The organism is Pseudomonas sp. PDM13 (assembly GCF_025685765.1).
Taxonomy (GTDB): domain Bacteria; phylum Pseudomonadota; class Gammaproteobacteria; order Pseudomonadales; family Pseudomonadaceae; genus Metapseudomonas; species Metapseudomonas solani.
This window is the reverse complement of record NZ_JAOTQU010000002.1, coordinates 242,204-260,779: the sequence shown is the minus strand read 5'-3', so window position 1 is coordinate 260,779 and position 18,576 is coordinate 242,204. Positions and strand designations below refer to the sequence as shown.

General features: G+C 67.9%; 20 protein-coding genes and 1 pseudogene. 10 read left to right on the top strand and 11 right to left on the bottom strand.

What is annotated here, in order from left to right:
* Window positions 1-5 precede the first annotated feature (5 nt).
* Genes OEJ36_RS03185 through OEJ36_RS03175 form a run of 3 tightly spaced genes read right to left on the bottom strand, consistent with a single transcriptional unit; the run spans window position 6 to window position 1,576 of the window.
* Complete coding sequence (locus OEJ36_RS03185; RefSeq protein ID WP_263400348.1) at window positions 6-209, bottom strand: DUF1289 domain-containing protein; 204 nt, start codon at window positions 207-209, stop codon at window positions 6-8.
* Complete coding sequence (gene cyaY / locus OEJ36_RS03180; protein WP_184488275.1) at window positions 190-522, bottom strand: iron donor protein CyaY; 333 nt, start codon at window positions 520-522, stop codon at window positions 190-192. Before cyaY ends, OEJ36_RS03185 begins: the two co-directional genes overlap by 20 nt.
* A gap of 10 nt (window positions 523-532) precedes the next feature.
* The gene (locus OEJ36_RS03175) at window positions 533-1,576 is read right to left on the bottom strand and encodes an AraC family transcriptional regulator (protein ID WP_031287538.1); all 1,044 of its coding nucleotides are present in this window, start codon (window positions 1,574-1,576) and stop codon (window positions 533-535) included.
* A gap of 151 nt (window positions 1,577-1,727) precedes the next feature.
* Between OEJ36_RS03175 and lptM the strand changes: the two genes are divergently transcribed.
* From lptM to OEJ36_RS03145, 6 genes are read left to right on the top strand one after another with little or no spacing between them, the layout of a single operon-like run.
* Window positions 1,728-1,856 carry an LPS translocon maturation chaperone LptM gene (gene lptM / locus OEJ36_RS03170; RefSeq protein ID WP_021218964.1) on the top strand — a complete coding sequence of 43 codons (129 nt, stop codon included), beginning with the start codon at window positions 1,728-1,730 and terminating at the stop codon, window positions 1,854-1,856.
* 10 nt (window positions 1,857-1,866) lie between these two features.
* On the top strand, window positions 1,867-3,114 hold the full coding sequence (gene lysA / locus OEJ36_RS03165) for a diaminopimelate decarboxylase (RefSeq protein ID WP_263400347.1): 1,248 nt from the start codon (window positions 1,867-1,869) through the stop codon (window positions 3,112-3,114).
* Between the two features lie 4 nt (window positions 3,115-3,118).
* Window positions 3,119-3,949 carry a diaminopimelate epimerase gene (dapF, locus tag OEJ36_RS03160; RefSeq protein WP_184488273.1) on the top strand — a complete coding sequence of 277 codons (831 nt, stop codon included), beginning with the start codon at window positions 3,119-3,121 and terminating at the stop codon, window positions 3,947-3,949.
* Window positions 3,950-3,962: 13 nt separating this feature from the next.
* Window positions 3,963-4,664 carry a DUF484 family protein gene (locus tag OEJ36_RS03155; protein WP_263400346.1) on the top strand — a complete coding sequence of 234 codons (702 nt, stop codon included), beginning with the start codon at window positions 3,963-3,965 and terminating at the stop codon, window positions 4,662-4,664.
* Between the two features lie 34 nt (window positions 4,665-4,698).
* Entirely contained in the window at window positions 4,699-5,598 is a 900-nt protein-coding gene (gene xerC / locus OEJ36_RS03150) for a tyrosine recombinase XerC (protein WP_021218960.1), read from the top strand.
* Complete coding sequence (locus tag OEJ36_RS03145) at window positions 5,595-6,299, top strand: HAD family hydrolase (protein ID WP_263400345.1); 705 nt, start codon at window positions 5,595-5,597, stop codon at window positions 6,297-6,299. Before xerC ends, OEJ36_RS03145 begins: the two co-directional genes overlap by 4 nt.
* Before the next feature lie 60 nt (window positions 6,300-6,359).
* Here the strand turns inward: OEJ36_RS03145 and sutA are convergent, their stop codons facing one another.
* The 4 genes from sutA to glnK all read right to left on the bottom strand — a co-directional run bounded on the left by sutA (window position 6,360) and on the right by glnK (window position 9,089).
* Window positions 6,360-6,689, bottom strand: coding sequence for a transcriptional regulator SutA (sutA, locus tag OEJ36_RS03140; RefSeq protein ID WP_043241102.1), 330 nt, complete (start codon window positions 6,687-6,689; stop codon window positions 6,360-6,362).
* Window positions 6,690-6,764: 75 nt separating this feature from the next.
* On the bottom strand, window positions 6,765-7,190 hold the full coding sequence (locus tag OEJ36_RS03135) for a secondary thiamine-phosphate synthase enzyme YjbQ (protein WP_021218957.1): 426 nt from the start codon (window positions 7,188-7,190) through the stop codon (window positions 6,765-6,767).
* Between the two features lie 206 nt (window positions 7,191-7,396).
* Window positions 7,397-8,716 carry an ammonium transporter gene (locus OEJ36_RS03130; protein WP_263400344.1) on the bottom strand — a complete coding sequence of 440 codons (1,320 nt, stop codon included), beginning with the start codon at window positions 8,714-8,716 and terminating at the stop codon, window positions 7,397-7,399.
* Between the two features lie 34 nt (window positions 8,717-8,750).
* The gene (gene glnK / locus OEJ36_RS03125) at window positions 8,751-9,089 is read right to left on the bottom strand and encodes a P-II family nitrogen regulator (protein ID WP_003457590.1); all 339 of its coding nucleotides are present in this window, start codon (window positions 9,087-9,089) and stop codon (window positions 8,751-8,753) included.
* A 410-nt stretch (window positions 9,090-9,499) separates the two neighbouring features.
* On the opposite strand from glnK, the gene OEJ36_RS03120 reads away from it, so the two are divergent.
* From OEJ36_RS03120 to OEJ36_RS03110, 3 genes are all read left to right on the top strand, one after another.
* Window positions 9,500-9,763, top strand: coding sequence for an accessory factor UbiK family protein (locus tag OEJ36_RS03120; protein WP_263400343.1), 264 nt, complete (start codon window positions 9,500-9,502; stop codon window positions 9,761-9,763).
* Window positions 9,764-9,797: 34 nt separating this feature from the next.
* On the top strand, window positions 9,798-11,294 hold the full coding sequence (locus OEJ36_RS03115; protein ID WP_263400342.1) for a YifB family Mg chelatase-like AAA ATPase: 1,497 nt from the start codon (window positions 9,798-9,800) through the stop codon (window positions 11,292-11,294).
* Between the two features lie 94 nt (window positions 11,295-11,388).
* Window positions 11,389-12,195 (top strand): TlpA disulfide reductase family protein, encoded by an 807-nt coding sequence (locus tag OEJ36_RS03110; RefSeq protein ID WP_263400341.1) that lies wholly within the window; start codon window positions 11,389-11,391, stop codon window positions 12,193-12,195.
* 75 nt (window positions 12,196-12,270) lie between these two features.
* On the opposite strand, the gene OEJ36_RS30535 is transcribed toward OEJ36_RS03110, so the two are convergent.
* The 3 genes and pseudogenes from OEJ36_RS30535 to OEJ36_RS03100 all read right to left on the bottom strand — a co-directional run bounded on the left by OEJ36_RS30535 (window position 12,271) and on the right by OEJ36_RS03100 (window position 15,319).
* On the bottom strand, window positions 12,271-12,993 hold the full coding sequence (locus OEJ36_RS30535; RefSeq protein ID WP_411860961.1) for a methyl-accepting chemotaxis protein: 723 nt from the start codon (window positions 12,991-12,993) through the stop codon (window positions 12,271-12,273).
* Between the two features lie 132 nt (window positions 12,994-13,125).
* A pseudogene (locus OEJ36_RS30530) lies at window positions 13,126-14,247 on the bottom strand (Cache 3/Cache 2 fusion domain-containing protein); the annotation flags it as partial.
* 151 nt (window positions 14,248-14,398) lie between these two features.
* Window positions 14,399-15,319, bottom strand: a complete 921-nt coding sequence (locus OEJ36_RS03100; protein WP_043241005.1) for a LysR substrate-binding domain-containing protein — start codon at window positions 15,317-15,319, stop codon at window positions 14,399-14,401.
* 136 nt (window positions 15,320-15,455) lie between these two features.
* Between OEJ36_RS03100 and OEJ36_RS03095 the strand changes: the two genes are divergently transcribed.
* A complete protein-coding gene (locus tag OEJ36_RS03095; protein ID WP_263400339.1) occupies window positions 15,456-16,844 on the top strand; it encodes a NorM family multidrug efflux MATE transporter in 1,389 nt (462 codons plus the stop codon).
* A 10-nt stretch (window positions 16,845-16,854) separates the two neighbouring features.
* Here the strand turns inward: OEJ36_RS03095 and OEJ36_RS03090 are convergent, their stop codons facing one another.
* Window positions 16,855-18,531 carry a putative bifunctional diguanylate cyclase/phosphodiesterase gene (locus OEJ36_RS03090; protein ID WP_263400338.1) on the bottom strand — a complete coding sequence of 559 codons (1,677 nt, stop codon included), beginning with the start codon at window positions 18,529-18,531 and terminating at the stop codon, window positions 16,855-16,857.
* Between the last annotated feature and the right edge of the window lie 45 nt (window positions 18,532-18,576).

Below are 18,576 nucleotides of genomic sequence, written 5' to 3'. Positions count from 1 at the left end.
ACCAGTCAGCGCGGCCTGGAACGCACGCGCTGAGCGGCCTGCTCGTTGATCTGCCGACGGCGATCCGCGCCTGCTTCGTTCCATTCCAGGATCTCACCCAGGGTACGACCGCATCCGACGCAGACGTCGGCCTCATCCAGGCAGCACCTGCGGATGCAGGGCGAGCCCGGGGAGGGAGGGGCAGGGGGTTCAGAGTTCTTCGAACTCAAGGTCTTCGCCCGCCTGCTCGCGGGTTACGCGGCCCAGCAGCTCGCCGAGAGGCTCTTCGCTGGTGTCGCAGATCCACAGGCTGCTGGCCTGGTCATAGTCGAAATGGAAGCCACCGGAGCGGGCCGCGACCCACAGCTGGCGCAAGGGCTCCTGGCGGCTGAGGATGACCTGGGTGCCATTCTCGAAACGGATGGTCAGCACGCCCGCGCTGTTTTCCAGGTCAACGTCCAGATCGCTGCTGTCGAAGATGTCTTCGACGGCTTCCTGGGCGGCATCGACCAGATCGTGGAAACGCGCTTCGCTCAAACTCATTGGGGGGTCCTCAGGGAAAGGGTGACAGGTGACGCCGATACTCGCCGGGGCTCTGCCCGGTCCAACGGCGGAACGCACGGGCCAGCGAACCGGGCTCGCTGAAGCCGACAAGGAAGGCGATATCGGCGAGTTCCAGCGCCGGGTCGCGCAGATAATGCAGCACCAGCTGCTGGCGCGTCTCGTCCACCAACTGGCTGAACGATAGGCCAGCCTCGCGCAATCGACGTTGCAGTGTACGCGGACTCAGCGCCAATGCCTCGGCCAGGCGCTCCAGGTCTGGCCCCTGCTCCGACAGTTGCCCAGCGAGGACGACCCGGGCGCGGTCGAGCACGCTGTTGCCCCGGTTGATCTCGCCCAGCAGCCGGTCGGCGTAGGCATCGAGCATCTGCCGCACCTGCGCGTCGGCCTGGCCGAGCGGCGTGGCCAGCAATCGGCGGGGGAACACCAGGGCATTGTCGGCCTGGCCGAACAGCACCGGGCAACGGAAGATCCGCTGGTACTCGCTGAGGTCGGCCGGCGCCGGGTGCTGGAAACGCACCTCGGTGGGCGGGATGTCCAGACCACTGATCCAGCGGCCGAAGGTCACCCAGCCGGCGAGAGACTCCTCCGCCACCTGCTCGCGCTGCTGGGGCAGCAAGGGCTCCCAGCTGTGCACGACGAGCGGTTCATGACCGGGCCGCTCCGGTTCGTCGGCCAGGTCGACCCGCCCCAGGTTGCCCACCAGCGCCGCGTAGCGGGCCTGCCGGTGCAAGGCATCGGCGAGGGTCGCGCAGCTCATCAGCAGGTAACCGAGCACACCGTAATAGCCGGGCCGCACCGCTTCGCCCAGGTGCAGGCCGAGGCGCGTGTCACCGGTCAGGCGGATGCCTTGGGCGAGCAGCTCCAGGTAGGCGCTGGCGGCGATGCGCTGGTCGCGCTGGCCGAGGATGGCGGGCGTCAGCTGGACGTGCGCCAGCAGCTCGGCGGGTTCGATTCCCTGGCGTGCCAGGTGGTCGACCAGGCCTTGCAGGTAGGCCACCGAAACCGAGCTGGCCATGGGCGTGGATGGTTCCATCGGACCTCCGTTTTTGGGCGCCAATCCTAGGCTTCGGAAGGCCCGATTGGCTAGCCGAAAGCCACGTCCGGCGGCTTTTCCAGCGCATAGGCAAGGCGCCGGGCGGTCGGTATACTCCCGAGCAATTCACGTTTTCTTCAAGGATTTCGCCATGAAGCGACTGCTCACCCCTCTCGTCGCGCTCGTCGCCGTCGCCTGCCTGCTCGCCGGTTGCGGCCAGAAGGGCCCGCTGTACCTGCCGGACGAATCCAAGCCGTCTTCCGCCGAACATTCGCACTAAGGGGGCGCTGATGGACGCCTTCACTTACCGCGATGGTGAGCTCTTCGCGGAGGGCGTGGCATTGTCCGCCATCGCCGCGCGCTTCGGCACACCCACTTACGTCTATTCGCGCAGCCACATCGAGGCGCAGTACCGCTCCTATGCCGATGCCCTGGCAGGCGTACCGCACCTGGTCTGCTACGCGGTCAAGGCCAACTCCAACCTCGGCGTGCTGAACCTGCTGGCCCGCCTGGGCTCGGGCTTCGACATCGTCTCCAGCGGCGAGCTGGAGCGTGTGCTCGCCGCCGGTGGCGCGGCCGACCGCATCGTCTTCTCCGGTGTCGGCAAGAGCCGTGACGACATGCGTCGCGCCCTGGAAGTCGGCGTGCACTGCTTCAACGTCGAGTCCACCGAGGAGCTCGAGCGCCTGCAGGTCGTCGCCGCCGAAATGGACATGAAGGCACCGGTCTCCCTGCGGGTTAACCCCGACGTCGACGCCGGCACCCACCCGTACATTTCCACCGGCCTCAAGGAAAACAAGTTCGGCATCGCCATCGCCGCTGCCGAAGCCGTGTACCTGCACGCCGCCTCGCTGCCGAACCTGGAAGTGGTCGGCGTCGACTGCCACATCGGCTCCCAGCTGACCACCCTGGCGCCCTTCCTCGATGCCCTCGACCGCCTGCTGGCGCTGATCGACCGCCTCGCCGAACAGGGTGTGCACATCCGCCACCTGGACCTCGGTGGCGGCCTCGGCGTGCGCTACAAGGATGAAGAGCCGCCGCTGGCCGGCGACTACATCAAGGCCGTGCGCGAGCGCATCGGCGCGCGCAAGCTGGCGCTGGTCTTCGAGCCGGGCCGCTACATCGTCGCCAACGCCGGCGTGCTGCTGACCCAGGTCGAGTACCTCAAGCACACCGAACACAAGGACTTCGCGATCATCGACGCGGCCATGAACGACCTGATCCGCCCGGCCCTGTACCAGGCGTGGATGGACGTGGTGCCGGTGGAGCCCCGTGAAGGCGAGAAGCACCGTTACGACCTGGTCGGCCCCATTTGCGAAACCGGCGACTTCCTCGCCAAGGACCGCGACCTGGCCCTGGCCGAAGGTGACCTGCTGGCGGTGCGTTCCGCCGGTGCCTATGGCTTCGTCATGAGCTCCAACTACAACACCCGTGGCCGTGCCGCCGAGGTGCTGGTGGATGGCGAGCGGGCATACGAGGTCCGCCGTCGCGAGACCGTCGAGGAACTCTACGCCGGCGAAAGCCTGCTACCGGAGTAAACCCATGCTGCTGCGTTTCACCAAGATGCACGGCCTGGGCAACGACTTCATGGTCCTCGACCTGGTCAGCCAGCACGCGCACATCCAGCCCAAGCACGCCAAGCAATGGGGCGATCGCAACACCGGCATCGGCTTCGACCAGTTGCTGATAGTGGAGGCGCCGACCAACCCGGACGTCGACTTCCGCTACCGCATCTTCAACTCCGACGGCTCGGAGGTCGAACAGTGCGGCAACGGCGCCCGCTGCTTCGCCCGCTTCGTGCTGGACAAGCGCCTGACGGTGAAGAAGCAGATCCGCGTCGAGACCAAGAGCGGCATCATCGAGCTGGACGTCCGCGCCGATGGCCAGGTCCGCGTCGACATGGGCCCGCCTCGCCTGGCGCCCCAGCAGATCCCCTTCGTCGCCGAAGGCGAGGCGCTGAACTACAGCGTCGAGGTCGAAGGCCGCGAGGTCGAACTGGCCGCCCTGTCCATGGGCAACCCCCATGCGGTGCTGCGCGTCGAGGACATCGACAAGGCGCCGGTCCATGAGCTGGGCCCGAAGATCGAACACCACTCGCGCTTCCCGCAGCGGGTCAACGTCGGCTTCCTCCAGGTGATCGACCGCAACCAGGCGCGCCTGCGCGTGTGGGAGCGTGGCGCCGGGGAAACCCAGGCCTGCGGTACCGGTGCCTGCGCCGCCGCCGTGGCCGCCATCCGCCAGGGCTGGATGGACTCGCCCGTGCAACTGGAGCTGCCGGGTGGCAAGCTGTCCATCGAATGGGCCGGCCCCGACCAGTCCGTGATGATGACCGGACCCGCCGTGCGCGTGTATGAAGGGCAGGTCCGCCTATGAGCGAGCAGCGAGCATGAGTGACAAGCACCAGGAACCGCCTCAGCACCTCGACTCCGAAACGGTCGCCGCCTACCTGCGGCACCACCCGGAGTTCTTCGTCGACCACGAAGAGCTGATTCCCGAACTGCGCATCCCGCACCAGCCGGGCGAGGCCGTGTCCCTGGTGGAACGCCAGGTCAAGCTGCTGCGCGAGCGCAACATCGAGATGCGCCATCGGCTGTCGCAGTTGATGGACGTGGCTCGGGACAACGACCGGCTGTTCGACAAGACCCGTCGCCTGGTGCTCGACCTGCTCGACGCCAGCACCCTGGAAGAAGTGGTCAGCGCGGTGGAAGACAGCCTGCGCCACGAGTTCCAGGTGCCCTTCGTCAGCCTCATCCTGTTCAGCGACAGCACCCTGCCGGTCGGCCGCAGCGTCACCAGCGTGGAGGCCCAGCAAGCCATCGGCGGCCTGCTGGTGGCCGGCAAGACCATCTGCGGGGTGCTCCGCGCCCACGAGCTGGAATTCCTCTTCGGCAAGGACGAAGGCCCCAAGGTCGGCTCCGCCGCCGTGGTGTCCCTCAACCATCAGGGCCAGCATGGCGTCCTCGCCATCGGCAGCCACGACCCGCAGCACTACAAGAGCTCGCTGGGCACCCTGTTCCTCGGCTACATCGCCGAAGTCCTGGCCCGCGTGCTGCCCCTCTTCGCCTCCCCGCTGCGCTCCGTGAGGTAAGCGGCGGGCGACGCACAGCGGCAGGAGTAGACGGATGAACGCCGATCTGGACCGCTACATCGAACACCTGCGCAGCGAACGCCAGGTCTCGCCCCACACCCTCGACGGCTACCGCCGTGACCTGGGCAAGGTCGTCGCCCTGTGCGAGACCTTCGCCATCGCCGACTGGCCCGCCCTCGACCCACGCACCCTGCGCAGCATGGTCGCCCGCCTGCATCAGCAGGGGCAGTCGAGCCGCAGCCTGGCGCGCCTGCTCTCGGCGGTACGCGGGCTCTACCGCTACCTGGTGCGTGAAGGCGTCTGCCGCCACGACCCGGCCAGCGGCCTCAGCGCCCCCAAGGGCGAGCGCCGCCTGCCCAAGACCCTGGATGCCGACCGCGCCCAGCAGCTGCTGGACGGCGCCGTGGAAGATGACTTCATCGCCCGCCGCGACCAGGCCATCCTCGAACTCTTCTATTCCTCCGGGCTGCGCCTTTCGGAGCTGGTGGGGCTGAACCTCGACGGCCTGGACCTCAATGACGGCAGCGTGCGCGTGCACGGCAAGGGCAACAAGGTGCGCGAACTGCCGGTGGGCCGCATGGCCCGGCAGGCACTGGAGCAATGGCTGCCACTGCGCGCCCTGGCCAACCCACAGGATGGCGCCGTGTTCGTCGGCCGCACCGGCCGCCGCCTGGGGCCTCGCGCCATCCAGCTGCGTGTGCGGGCCGCCGGCGTGCGCGAACTGGGCCAGCACCTGCACCCGCACATGCTGCGCCACTCCTTCGCCAGCCACATGCTGGAGTCCTCCCAGGACCTGCGCGCGGTGCAGGAGCTGCTCGGCCACGCCGACATCTCCACCACGCAGATCTACACCCACCTGGATTTCCAGCACCTGGCAGCGGTCTACGACAAGGCCCACCCACGGGCCAAGCGCAACAAGGCGAACGACGAATGAGCATCCAGCTGATCACCTTCGACCTCGACGACACCCTCTGGGACGTCGCCACCGTGATGCACGGCGCCGAAGCGGCCCTGCGTGAATGGCTGGCACAGCAGGCGCCGAAGCTCGGCCCGGTGCCCATCGAGCACCTGTGGGCCATCCGCGCGCGCCTGCTGGCGGCTGAGCCGGCACTCAAGCACCGCCTCAGCGAGCTGCGCCAGCGCATCCTCTTCCATGCCCTGGAAGAGGCCGGCTACCCCCGGGACGAAGCGGGCACCCTGGCCACCCGGGGCTTCGACGTCTTCCTCGACGCACGTCACCGCATCGACCTGTTCCCCGAGGTGCACCCGACCCTGGAGATACTCGCCAACCGCTATCGCCTGGCGGTGATCACCAACGGCAACGCCGACGTGCGCCGCCTGGGCCTGGCCGACTACTTCCAGTTCGCCCTGTGCGCCGAGGAGCTGGGCATCGGCAAGCCCGACCCGCATCCGTTCGAGGAAGCGCTGAAACGCGCCGGCGTGGCAGCCGCGCAGGCGGTGCACATTGGCGACCACCCCAGCGACGACATCCACGGCGCCCGTAACGCCGGCATGCGCGCCATCTGGTTCAACCCCCAGGGCAAGGCCTGGGATGGCGAAAGCGCGCCGGATGCGGAAATACGCAACCTGGCCGAGCTGCCGGCCCTGCTCGGCCGCTGGAACACCCCGGGCTGAGTGATCGACAGCCATGAAAAAGCCCGCTGATAGCGGGCTTCTTTCATGTGACGGCAGGCCTTAGATGGGGCGGCTGCCGTACTTGCTGTCCGGCTTCTTGGGCGGGTCGGCAACCACATTGGGCTCGACTTCCTGCACCTTGCCACCGCGCGCCAGGAAATCTTCCATGGCCCGCGCGAGCGCATCGCGCTCCTTCTGCTTGGCTTCGATGCTGGGCAGTTCTTCGACTTCTACCGCCGCCTTCTTGCCCTTGCTCTTGCCGCCGGACGCTGGGGATTCGCTGTCACTCTCGCTATCGCCGTCATCGCTGTCTTCGGCCGCCGCAAGCTCCTCGCCCTCATCCTCGTCGGATGCCTCGAGCTCGTCTTGTTCCAGATCTTCGTCGCTCATGTTCTACCTCTTGTCTTGCCAAAGCAGGTTAGTTATAGCCCAGCCGCGCCAGCGTGCTAACACCACTGGAAAAAATCAGATCGCCTCGCCGTTGAGCGTGGCGACAACCCGGCGCACGCCGCCATGATCGCGGTGTTCGCCCAGGTATATCCCCTGCCAGGTTCCCAGCGCGAGCCGCCCTTCCTGTATCGGCAGCATCAGCTGGCAGCCCAGCAGGCTCGACTTGAAATGCGCCGGAAGGTCATCCGGGCCTTCATAGTCATGTTCGTAGCCACCCTCGCCCTGGGGCACGAGGCGATTGAAGAATCGCTCGAAATCGCGCCTCACCGAGGGGTCGGCATTTTCATTGACGGTCAGTGATGCCGATGTGTGCTGCAACCACAGGTGCAACAGACCGACGCGACAGTGTCGCAGTTCCGGCAAATTCGCCAGCAGCTCATCGGTCACCAGATGAAAGCCGCGTGGCCGTGCGCGCAGGCTGATCAGGGTCTGCTGCCACATGCACGTCTCCCGCTTCGAACTCGTCGGCGCGCATTCTAGCGCGGCTCCAGAAAAAGCAAAGGGCGCCTTGCGGGCGCCCTTTGCGGCTCGTGTTGCATCTTCTGCAGACGCCTTGCGGCGACAGCGACCTCGAGCGAGCCAGAGCCCCAGGTACGACGGCCCATGGCCGCCTCGACAGGGCCCGGCGCGGAGCCGGGCCATGGCGCTTACAGGTTGTAGCCGCGCTCGTTGTGCTGAGCCAGGTCGAGGCCTACGGTCTCTTCCTCTTCGCTGACGCGCAGGCCGATCACCAGGTCCAGCACCTTGAGGATCACGAAGGTGACGATGGCGGTGTAGACCACGGTGAAGGCGACGCCCTTGAACTGGATGAACACCTGGCTGGCGATGTCTTCGACGGCGCCGAAGCCACCCAGGGCCGGGGCCGCGAACACGCCGGTCAGCAGGGCACCGATGATGCCGCCGATGCCGTGTACGCCGAAGGCGTCCAGGGAGTCGTCGTAGCCCAGCTTGCGCTTCAGGCTGGTGGCGCTGAAGAAGCACAGGACGCCAGCGGCCAGGCCGATGATCAGGGCGCCCATCGGGCCGACGGTGCCGGCAGCCGGGGTGATGGCGACCAGGCCGGCGACCACGCCGGAAGCGATGCCCAGGGCGCTCGGCTTACCGTGGGTCAGCCACTCGGCGAACATCCAGCCCAGGGCAGCGGCGGCAGTGGCGATCTGGGTGACCAGCATGGCCATGCCGGCGGTGCCGTTGGCGGCGACGGCGGAGCCGGCGTTGAAGCCGAACCAGCCGATCCACAGCATGGCGGCGCCGACCAGGGTGTAGCCCAGGTTGTGCGGGGCCATCGGGGTGGTCGGGTAGCCCTTGCGCTTGCCCAGTACCAGGCAGGCCACCAGGCCGGCGACACCGGCGTTGATGTGCACCACGGTGCCGCCAGCGAAGTCCAGTACGCCCCAGTCCCACATCAGGCCACCGTTGCCGCTCCACACCATGTGGGCGATCGGCGCGTAGACCAGGGTGAACCAGATGGCGATGAAGATCAGCATCGCGGAGAACTTCATGCGCTCGGCGAAGGCACCGACGATCAGGGCCGGGGTGATGATGGCGAAGGTCATCTGGAAGGTGATGAACACGCTTTCAGGGAAGGCGGAGGTCAGGCTGTCGACGGTCAAGCCGGACAGGAAGGCCTTGCCGAAGCCACCGACGAAGGAGTTGAAGTTGACGACGCCCTGTTCCATCCCGGTGGTGTCGAAGGCCAGGCTGTAGCCGAAGACGACCCAGAGGATGCTGATCAGGCCAGTGATGGCGAAGCACTGCATCATCACCGAGAGGATGTTCTTGGAACGCACCATGCCGCCGTAGAACAGCGCCAGGCCGGGAATGGTCATGAACAGCACCAGCGCGGTAGCGGTCAGCATCCACGCGGTATCACCGCTGTTCAGCACGACCTCGTCAGCGGCCATGGCGAGGCCGGGGGTAACGAGGGACAAAAGGGCTCCTAGCCCTGCGGCTTTACGCAGAGTCATGTTGTTTTCTCCTGGGGCGTTGGGGTTCGGAGGCTTAGATCGCGTCTGTGCCGGTTTCGCCGGTACGGATGCGGATGGCCTGTTCCAGATTGACGACGAAGATCTTGCCGTCACCGATCTTGCCGGTGTTGGCTGCCTTGGTGATGGCCTCGATCACGCGATCCAGTTGATCGTCGGCGATGGCGACATCGATCTTCACCTTGGGCAGGAAATCGACCACGTATTCCGCGCCACGGTACAGCTCGGTATGACCCTTCTGCCGACCGAAGCCTTTGACTTCAGTAACGGTGATGCCCTGCACGCCGATCTCGGACAGCGACTCGCGCACGTCATCGAGTTTGAACGGCTTGATGATGGCAGTGACTAGCTTCATGAAACTCTCTCCCGTATTTGGTGGACTTGCCCCAGGAAAAACGAACCCGGCTCAAGTCTAAGCGCAGTGTCTGGCTTTGTAACGCGTCGAACCGCCCTGGCTCGGCCACTTCGAACGCAGACCAACCGCTTCCGGCGAAACACTCCCCCGCCTCGCCCGACACACCGGTACTGCATCGGTGCATGCGTCATATGGCCTAAAGCAGAAAGCTTGCCAGCTCCGCCAAAAGCGCAGTTTTTCAAGCAGATACTGGCCGTGTGCCCCCTCGGGGCCGGACGATGCCCCGGCATCGCGCACCAAGATGGCGCACCCGGCGAACGGCCATTGCTCAAAAATTGTGCGCCGCCCATCGGGATCGGCCATTCACCCCGCGTGGTAGACTGCCCGCCGCCTGACTATGGAAGCCCATCATGCTGCCGCCCAAAGCCCTGCTAGACGCCCTCGGTGCCCGCGCCTCCCGCTTGTTCAGCGGTGATACCCCGCTGCCCCGCGCCGAATTCGAAACCCAGTTCAAAGCCCTGCTGCAAAGCGCCTTCAGCAAGCTCGACCTGGTAAGCCGCGAGGAATTCGACAGCCAGATGGCCGTCCTCGCCCGTACCCGCGCCCGCCTCGAGGCCCTGGAAGCCAAGGTCGCCGAGCTGGAAGCCACGCCCACCCCTCCGCCGAACGAGTGACCCGGCGGGCGGGTGACGCGATCAAGGAGCGATCATGTCCCTGGCCCTCGTTCACAGCCGCGCCCAGGTAGGCGTCGAAGCGCCTGCCGTAACCGTGGAAGCGCACCTCACCAATGGCCTGCCGTCCCTGGCCCTGGTCGGCCTGCCTGAAGCGGCGGTCAAGGAAAGCAAGGACCGCGTGCGCAGCGCCATCCTCACCAGTGGCTTCGAATTCCCGCTGCGGCGCATCACCCTGAACCTGGCGCCGGCCGACCTGCCCAAGGACGGCGGGCGTTTCGACCTGGCCGTGGCCCTCGGCATCCTCGCCGCCAGCGGCCAGGTGCCGGCCACCAGCCTGGACGAGGTGGAATGCCTCGGTGAGCTGGCCCTCTCCGGTGCGCTGCGCCCGGTCCAGGGCGTCCTCCCCGCTGCCCTTGCCGCCCGCGCGGCAGGGCGCACCCTGGTGGTGCCGAAGGACAATGCCGAAGAAGCCAGCCTCGCCAGCGGCCTGCGGGTGATCGCCGTCGGCCACCTGCTGGAACTGGCCGCGCACCTCACCGGGCAAACGCCCCTCGAACCCTATGCCTCCGCCGGCCTGCCGAACCGCGCCGACGCCTACCCGGACCTGGCCGAAGTGCAGGGCCAGGTGGCCGCCAAGCGCGCCTTGCTGGTGGCCGCCGCCGGTGCCCACAACCTGCTGCTCTCCGGGCCGCCCGGCACCGGCAAGACGCTGCTCGCCAGCCGCCTGCCCGGCCTGCTGCCGCCCTTGCAGGAGCAGGAGGCACTGGAAGTCGCCGCCATCCACTCGGTGGCCAGCAACACCCCGCTGGACAGCTGGCCGCAGCGCCCCTTCCGCCAGCCGCACCACAGCGCGTCCGGGCCCGCCCTGGTGGGTGGCGGCAGCAAGCCCCGTCCCGGCGAAATCACCCTGGCCCACCAGGGCGTGCTGTTCCTCGACGAGCTGCCGGAGTTCGACAGAAAGGTCCTCGAAGTCCTGCGCGAGCCCCTGGAAAACGGCGAGATCGTCATCGCCCGGGCCAACGACCGGGTGCGCTTCCCGGCGCGCTTCCAACTGGTCGCCGCCATGAACCCCTGCCCCTGCGGTTACCTGGGCGACGTCACCAACCCGTGCCGCTGCACCCCGGAACAGATCCAGCGCTACCGCGCCAAGCTCTCCGGCCCGCTGCTCGACCGCATCGACCTGCACCTCACCGTCGCCCGCGAAGCCACATCCCTGGACGACCCCAAGCCCGGCGGCCAGGACAGTGCCAGCGCGGCGAAAACCGTGGCCCAGGCCCGCCAGCGCCAGCTCGATCGCCAGGGCTGCGCCAACGCGTTTCTCGACCTCCAGGGCCTGCGTCGCCACTGCCCGCTGGTGGTGGAGGACCGTCGCTGGCTGGAAAACGCCTGCGAACGCCTCGGCCTGTCGTTGCGCGCCGCACACCGCATCATCAAGGTCGCCCGCACCCTCGCCGACCTCGACGGCACCCCGGCCATTGCCCGCCAGCACCTGGCCGAGGCGCTGCAGTACCGCCCGGCCACCGAGCCCTGAGCCCCGTAAAGCAGGGAAACACTTGCGCCGCCGGGCCACGCCAGGGCCGATGGCATACTGCGGCCCCACCCGCCAAGCCACCTGGTCCACCTCGATGAACAGCCTGCAAATCGGCCCTGTCGCCCTTTCCGCCTCCCAGGCGCTTTTCTACCTGGGCTTCTTCGCCGCCCTCGGCTGTGGCTGGTGGCTGGGGCGCAAACGAGGCGCAAACCCCGAAGGCGCACTGTTCGCCATGCTGGTCGCCGGGGTGCTGGCGGCGCGTCTCGCCTTCGTCGCTCTCTATTTCACCGAGTACCGCGCCGAGCTCTGGCGCGTGCTGGATATCCGCGACGGCGGCTTCCTCCTCCTGCCCGGCCTGGCGCTGGCGGCACTGGTGGGCATTCTCCATGCCCGTCGCCACCCAGCCGTGCGCCGGCCCTTGGGTATCGCCCTGCTGGTGGGCGCCACGCTCTGGGGCGGAGGCAGCGCGCTGCTGGCAGCCCTGGAGAGCGGCCGCCAACTGCCGGACGTGGCGCTGAGCGACCTCGACGGCAAGCCTGTGGATATCCGTGAGCTGGATGGTCGGCCGTTGGTGATCAACCTCTGGGCCACCTGGTGCCCGCCGTGCCGCCGCGAGATGCCGGCTCTGCAAGCGGCCCAGCAGGCCCGGCCCGACCTGCGCTTCGTGCTGATCAACCAGGGCGAGAACGCCGAGCACGTGAAGCGCTTCCTGCAGGAGCAGGGCCTGGACGTGCAGGACGTGCTGATCGACGGTGGCAACCGCTTCGGCGCCCTGACCGGCTCCTACGGCCTGCCGACCACACTGTTCTACGACGGCCAGGGGCGCATGCTGAAGAGCCACATGGGCGAACTGTCCCGGGCCAGCCTCAGCCGTGAGCTGGAGAGCCTGACCAACGAGTGAGCGCCCAGGCAGAACGCGACCCAAAGAAAAGGCGCCCATCGGGGCGCCTTTTTCATTGCGGCGGAACGGCCGGACTCAGCGGAAGCGCCCCACTTCCTGGCGCAGTTCCTCGGCCAGGCGGTCCAGCTCCTGGGCGGTCTGCGCCAGGTTGGCGACCACTTCGCGCTGCTCGCTGTTGGCCAGGGCGATGCTCTGCAGGTTGCTGCTGAGCAGGGTCGCGGTGCTGCTCTGCTCCTGGGTGGCGGTGGTGATGGCGGCGAACTGCTCACCGGCGGCGGTGCTCTGCTGGGCGATCTGCGCCAGGGCGGCGGCAACCTTGGCGTTGCGCTCCAGGCCGTCCTGCATCAGCACCTTGCCGTGCTCCATGGTGCTGATGGCGCTGGCGGTCTCATCCTGGATGCTGCCGATCATGCTGGAGATCTCGGTGGTCGCCTCGCGGGTGCGGGCCGCCAGGTTGCGCACCTCATCGGCCACCACGGCGAAGCCGCGGCCCTGCTCGCCGGCACGCGCCGCCTCGATGGCGGCGTTGAGCGCCAGCAGGTTGGTCTGGTCGGCGATGGCGGTGATGACCCCGACGATGCCGCCGATTTCCTGGGAGCGCTGGCCGAGGGTATTGATCACTTCGGCGGTGCCGTTGAGGGCTGTGGATATCTGCTCCAGCGCCGCGGAGGCCTCGCCCATGGAGCTCTGGCCGATGCGGGTCTGCTGGGCGTTGTCGCTGGCCATGCGCTCGGTGGCGCGCATGTTGTCGGCGATGTTCAGCGAGGTGGCGCTGAACTCTTCCACCGCGCCGGCCATGCTGCTGATCTCGCCGGACTGCTGCTCCATGCCTTCATAGGCACCGCTGGAGAGACCCGACAGCACCTGGGAGCGGCTGCCAACCTGCTGCGCCGAGCTGCGGATGTGCGCCACCATGGTCGACAGCGCCTCGCCCATCTGGTTGAAGCTGCGCGCCAGCTCGCCGATCTCGTCGTTGCTGGATACATCCAGGCGCACGCTGAGATCGCCCGCGCCCAGCGCCCGGGCCTGCTCCACCAGCTCGCCCAGCGGACGCAGGCGCTTGCGCAGCAGCCAGATCACCGAGGTTACCGCCAGCACCATGGCCAGCAGGCTGCCGAAGGCCAGCTGGCCGCCGACGCTCCAGGTCACCTCGCGGATTTCCGCCTTGGGCATGCTCGCTACCACCTGCCAGGGGCCATCGGCGAAGGACACGGCAACGCTGAAGAAATCCTCTTCGCCATCGCTCCAGAAGCGCCCATGGCCGGGCTCGCGGGCCAACGCGGCGAGGGTGTCGCCGATGGCTTCCGGGCGGCGCACGCCGGCCGGGGTCACCAGCCACTTGCCGGCCTCGTCCATCAGCGCCAGGGAACCGGTCTTGCCGATGCGGAAGCGCTGCAGGTTGGCGAACTGGGCGTTCTGCGCATCGGTGTAGTCGAAGCCGACGAAGAGCACCGCGATGACCTGGCCGCCGTTGTCGCGCACCGGCGTGTACTGGGTCATGTAGTAGCGGTCGAAGAGCAGCGCGCGGCCCACGTAGTTCTGCCCGGACAGCAGGCGCTGGTAGGCGGGGTGGGCGTGGTCGAGCACGGTGCCGATGGCGCGGGTGCCATCCTGCTTGTTCAGCGAGGTGGTGACGCGGACGAAGTCGGCACCATCGCGGACGAACACCGTGGCCACGCCGGCGGTGAGGTGGCGGAACTCGTCCACCAGGGTGAAATCGTTGTTCAGCACCTGGCCGTTGAGGTAGAGGGCCGGCGGGCTCAGCGCGGCGACCGGCACGCGCTCGTCGGCATGCACCGCGAGGCCGCTGGCGAAGCGCTGCTCGAACAGGCTGGCGAGGCGCTGGGTGCTTTCACGCAGGCTGCCGTGGAAGGTGCTGAGCTGGTCGGCGAGCAGGCGCGCCTCGCTGGCCAGGTGCTCTTCGCGGGTGGCCAGGTTGGCCTGGTCCAGGGAGCGCAGGGCGAAGAGCGTGCTGCCGCTGATCAGCAGCACGAGGATCAGGGCGAGGGCGGCGGCGAGCTGCCAGGCGATACGTGACCTGGGCGGGTTCATGGGGTTTCTCCAGTTTTTTTTGCAGGCAGGGCTGACGAGGAACTTCTGGGGCTCCTTCGGCGGGCGGCGAGAATACTTGACCGCTTTACTGAGGTATAGGACGCATCTGCCAAAAGCACCGGAAAAATCTGTAAGCGGAAACCACGCCGCTCTAGCGTTTGAAGCTCACCGGCGGCAAACGCATCGCCGCCACCTCGGCCAGTAGGTAATCCCGCAGGCGACGCAGACGATCCTGGCCGCTGCGTGCCTTCGGCCAGACCAGGTAGTAGCTCTGGCCGCTGGGTACGGCGCTGGGCCAGGGCAGGCCGATGCGCCCTTCCTCCACATCCTCGGCGACCATCACCAGGTCGCCGATGGAGATGCCGTAGCCCCGCGTCGCCGCGACTATGCCCAGCTCCAGGGTGTCGAACACCTGGCCGCCCTTGAGCGGCACGTCCTGCTCCAGCCCCATGGCGTGCAACCAGCGCCGCCAGTCGCGGCGATCCGGCGTGGGGTGCAGCAGCTCGGCGCCACGCAGGCGCGCCAGGTCCCAGGGCCCCTCGGCGGCTGCCGAGGGCGCGCTGACCGGGATCAGCCATTCGGCGAACAGCTCGACACTCTCCCATTCATCGCTGAAGCCGCCGCTGCTCAGCAGCACCGCACAATCGAAGGGCTCGTGGTTGAAGTCGACCTTGTCCACATCCATCCAGGCGCTGGTCAGCTGCACCTCCACGTCCGGGTTCTGCAGGCGGAAGCGCGACAGCCGCGCCAGCAACCAACGCATGGTCAGTGTCGAGGGCGCCTTGAGGCAGAGGATGCTGTCGTCCACCCGCAGCGTGGCGCAGGCGCGCTCCAGGGAATCGAACCCCTCGCGCAGGCCGGGCAGGATCATCCGCGCCGGCTCGGTGAGCTGGAGGCTGCGGCCCTTGCGCTCGAACAGGCGGCAGGCGAAGTGCTCCTCCAGGGTGCGGATATGCCGGCTCACCGCACTCTGGGTGATGGCCAGCTCCTCGGCGGCACGGGTGAAGGAGGCATGGCGCGCCGCGGCTTCGAAGGCACGCAGGGCGTAGAGCGGAGGCAAGCGGCGCGTCATGGTTGAGCCCATTCATGAGTCAGAATCATGGAAGGCATCATTTTTTTCCCTTTGTGGCGCGGATTCAAGCGCTGGAGAATCCATCGTCTCTGGCCCGATGCGTTTTCGGGCCCGCCATGACAAGTGATCCAGACTCATGCCACAGCAGATCCGCTCCGAACTCCTGGCCATCCTCCGCCTCGCCGGCCCGCTGATCGCGGCGCAGCTGGCCAACGTGCTGATGGTGTTCACCGACACGGTGATGATGGGCCTGCTCGGCCCGGCGGAGCTGGCAGCCGGCGGCCTGGGCGCGGCGAGCTATTCCTTCGTGTCGATCTTCTGCGTCGGGGTGATCGCCGCCGTGGGCAACCTGGTCGCCATCCGCCACGGCGCGGGGGACATCGCCGGCGCCGCGCGCCTGACCCAGGCCGGCCTGTGGCTCGGCTGGGGCCTGGCCCTGGGCGCCGGGCTGCTGCTGTGGAACCTCGGCCCGCTGCTGACACTGTTCGGCCAGGAGGCCCACAACATCGAAGGCGGCATGCGCTTCCTCTCCACCCTGGTGTTCGCCCTGCCCGGCTACATGAGCTTCATGGCCCTGCGCGGCTTCACCAGCGCCATCGGCCGGCCCGGCCCGGTGATGGCCATCAGCATCGGCGGCGCGCTGGCCAACTTCGCCCTCAACTACATGCTGATCCACGGCTGGTTCGGCCTGCCTTCGCTGGGCCTGGCCGGCATCGGCCTGGTCACCGCCCTGGTGATGAACGTCATGGCGCTGTTGCTGGCCTGGCATGTCACCCGCCACCCGGCCTACGCCGCCTACTCCCTGCGCCAGGGCCTGTTCCAGCCGCGCCTGGACGACCTGCGCGAGCTGCTGCGCCTGGGTCTGCCCATTGGCGGCACCTATGCGGTGGAGTCCGGCCTCTTCGCCTTCGCCGCACTGTGCATGGGCGCCCTGGGCAGCCTGTCGCTGGCGGCGCACCAGATCGCGATCATGTCGGTGTACGTGGCCTTCATGGTGCCGGTGGGCATCTCCTACGCGGTGACCTTCCGCATCGGCCAGCACTTCGGCGCCGGCCGCCTGGAAGACGCACGCCGCGCCGGGCGCCTGGGCATCGCCGTGGGCGCCGGCTGCATGCTGAGCTTCGCCGCACTGTTCTGGCTGGCGCCGGAATGGGTGGTGGGGCTGTTCCTCGACCGCAACGCCGGCGAGTACCAGGAGGTGGTCGCCCTGGCGGTGAGCCTGCTGGCCATCGCCGCGCTGTTCGAGCTGTTCGACGGCATCCAGACCATCGCCATGGGCGCCATCCGCGGCCTCAAGGACGCCAAGACCACCTTCCTCGTCGGCCTCGGCTGCTACTGGCTGGTGGGCGCGCCCGCCGCCTGGCTGCTGGCCTTCCCCATGGGAATGGGTGCCCAGGGCGTGTGGTGGGGCCTGGCGTCGGGCCTGGCCTGCGCCGCCGTCGGGCTGACCCTGGGGTTCGAGTGGAAGACCTTGCGCATGCTGCGCCCGCAGGCACCGCTCGGCAGCGCCTGCAAGGCGGGCTGAGCGGGAGACGCTAGAGGTTGGGCTGGCTGCTGAACAGCGGCTGGCGCACGCCGAATACCAGGAAGCGCGCCAGGTCGGCCAGGGGCAGCGGCTTGCTGATCCAGTAGCCCTGCACCTGGTCGCAACCGAACTGGCGCAGCAGGGCCAGTTGCTCGGCGGTTTCCACCCCTTCGGCCACCACCTCCAGGTTGAGGTTGTGCGCGAGGTTGATCATCGCGCGTACCAGCTGGCGGTTCTCGGGGCGATCCTGCATGCCGCCGACGAAGCTCTTGTCGATCTTCAGCAGGGTGATGGGCAGGCTGTTGAGGTGGACGAAGGACGAGAAGCCGGTGCCGAAATCGTCCAGGGAGAAGCGCACGCCGACCTTGCCCAGGGCCTGCATGGTCTGCTGCACCTGCTCGCTGCGGCGCATCACCGCCGTCTCGGTCAGCTCGAACTCCAGCCACTGGGCATCGACCCCGCGCTCGCTGATGAGGCGGTTCAGGGTCGGTAGCAGCTGGCTGTCCTGGAACTGGCGGAACGACAGGTTCACCGCCATGTGCAGGGCCGGCAGGCCGCGCCCGCGCAGCCACTGCATGTCGCGCAGGGCCCGGGAGATGACCCAGTAGCCAAGGGGGACGATAAGCCCGCTTTCCTCGGCCAGGGGCACGAATTCATTGGGCGAGAGCAGGCCGCGCTCGGCATGGCGCCAGCGCACCAGCGCTTCGAGGCCGACGATACGCCCGGTGTCCAGGCACAGCCGGGGCTGGTAGTGCAGCTCCAGCTCGTCGCGGCGCAGGGCGCGGCGCAACTCGCTTTCCAGGTCGGCCAGGCTGCGCGCGCTGCGGTTGATGCGTTCGTCGAACACGTGGAAGGTGCAGCCCTGCACGGCCTTGGCCTGCTGCATGGCGATGTGCGCGTGCCACATCAGCGGGTCGGCGCCTTCATCGGAGCGGGCATGGGCGATGCCCAGGCTGCAGCCGATGAGCAGGCTCTCGCCGTCGACCCAGTAAGGCTCGCCGAGGGCTTCGGCGATGCGCTCGGCGACCTTCTCGGCGCGGGATGGGTCGCGACGGGTGTCCAGCAGCAGGGCGAATTCGTCGCTGCCCAGGCGGGCCAGCTGGTCGCCGGCAGCCAGCTCGCCCTTGAGCCGCGCCACCACCTGGAGGATCAGGCGGTCGCCGGCCTGGTAGCCGAGGGCGTCGTTGGCGTGGCGGAAGTTGTCCAGGTCCAGGTGGCCGAGGGCCAGGCCGCGCCCGGCGAATTCGGCCAGGCGCGCTGCCAGCAGGGTCTGGAAGCCCTGGCGGTTGGCGATGCCGGTGAGCGGGTCCTGCTCGGCGAGGCTCTGCAGGGTGTTCTGCAAGGTGCTGCGCTCGCGCATGTAGCGCAGGCTGCGGCGCAGCACGTCGAGGCCCAGTTGGTCACGCACCAGCCAATCGCAGACGCCGGCCGGTGCTTCATCGGGCTCCTGTTCCAGCAGCAGGATGGTGGGCAGGTGGCAACGCCCGGGGGCCGGCAGCAATTGCGGGGTACAAAGCAGCAAGCCGCCCTCGCTGTCATCGAACAGGCTGCTGGCAGCCTCCCAGGAGGGGGCGGTGATCAGGGGTGAAAGGCTGCCCAGCGAGCTGAGCAGCTCGCGTAAGGATTCCGCCCAGCCAGGCGATTCCGCCAGCAGGAGCATGCGCATGGGCTCGGCAAGCGCGGACAAATGACCTCCCCGGGGTCACAAAAACAGTGGGCAACTTGCCCAATT